The organism is Micromonospora sp. NPDC003776 (assembly GCF_053605645.1).
In genome coordinates, this window is sequence record NZ_JBSGJR010000957.1 from 1 (window position 1) to 1,253 (window position 1,253).

2 protein-coding genes are annotated in these 1,253 nt (G+C 71.3%); one reads left to right on the forward strand and one right to left on the reverse strand.

Annotation, left to right across the window (positions count from 1 at the left end; translation table 11 throughout):
- On the reverse strand, positions 1-595 hold a 595-nt coding region (locus ACWEVO_RS36675; RefSeq protein ID WP_452311972.1), incomplete at its 3' end, for an NADPH-dependent F420 reductase.
- 174 nt (positions 596-769) lie between these two features.
- On the opposite strand from ACWEVO_RS36675, the gene ACWEVO_RS36680 reads away from it, so the two are divergent.
- Positions 770-1,253: TetR/AcrR family transcriptional regulator (locus ACWEVO_RS36680; RefSeq protein WP_452311973.1), on the forward strand; the 484-nt coding region annotated here is incomplete at its 3' end.

Here is a 1,253-nt window from a genome sequence, read left to right on the forward strand (position 1 = left end):
AGACCGGCAGCAGCATCTCCGTGCCGCGGGCGGTGGTGATGTCGCCGAGGTCGATCACGTCGGTGTGGCCGAAGCTGGCCAGCAGATCGGTGACGAGCTTCTTCGCCTCCGCGTCGTCTCCGGAGACGAAGACGGTGTGGTCGCCGTCGGCGAGCTTCCGGGGGTGGGCCATCAGCTCGGCGGTGAGCGTGTTGAGCGCCTTCACCACCCGGGTTCGCGGGAACGCCCGCTGGATCCGCTCGCCGAGCGAGTCGTCGTTGAGCACCGACAGGGTGGGCGGGAAACCGTTGCTGAAGTCGAGGGGGTTGGCGATGTCGAGCAGGACCTTGCTGGCCAGGTTCTCCTCACCTGCGGCGGTGAGCGCGGGAAGGGAGCCGTCGCCGCTGGTGGCGTTGACCACCAACTCGGCGTCGGCGGCGGCCTCGGTGTAACCGGCCAGGCCGATCTGGGGGTGGGACGCGGCCCAGTCGGCCCAGTCACCGCCCCGGGTGGCTGCGGTGTCCCGGGTGCCGACGACGACCTCGTGCCCCAGCTCCGCCGCCCGGCCGGCGATCGTCCGGCCGACCACGCCGGTGCCGAATACTGCGATGCGCATGTCGATTCCGTCCTCCGGTGCTCGCGCGACGCCGTTGCCCCGCGCTCGATGGAGCGAGGCTAACAGACAGGTCTGTCTACTGCGCTAGCCCCGAACGCTGGTGAGTGCCGTCACCAGCGCTGACCGCCGTGAACGAACAGGTCTGTAAACTTCCGTCGCACCGAGGGAGGACTCATGACGCGTACGCCTGCCGGGACCGCCCGGGAGCGGATCCTGGACACCGCGTTCCGGCTCTTCTACGCGTACGGGCCGCGGGGGGTCGGCGTGGACACGGTGATCGCCGAGTCCGGGGTCGCCAAGGCGACCCTCTACAAGCACTTTCCGAGCAAGGACGACCTGGTCCTGGCGTACCTGGACAAGGTCGACCAGGCGTGGTTCGGGGCGCTGCGGGGCGCCGCCCGGGACGCCGGCGACGCGCCTCGGGAGCAGCTGATCGGCATGTTCGACGCACTGGTCGGGGCCTGCCGTCGGGAGGGCTACCACGGCTGCGCGTTCATCAACACGGCCGCCGAGTCGCCGGCCGGCAGCCCGGTGCACGCCCGTACGGTCGAGCACAAGAACCTGGTCCGGGCCTGGGTGACCGACCTGGCCCGGCGGGCCGGGGCGGCCGAGCCCGAGCTGCTCGCCCGCCAGCTCACCCTGCTGCTCGACGGCGGGC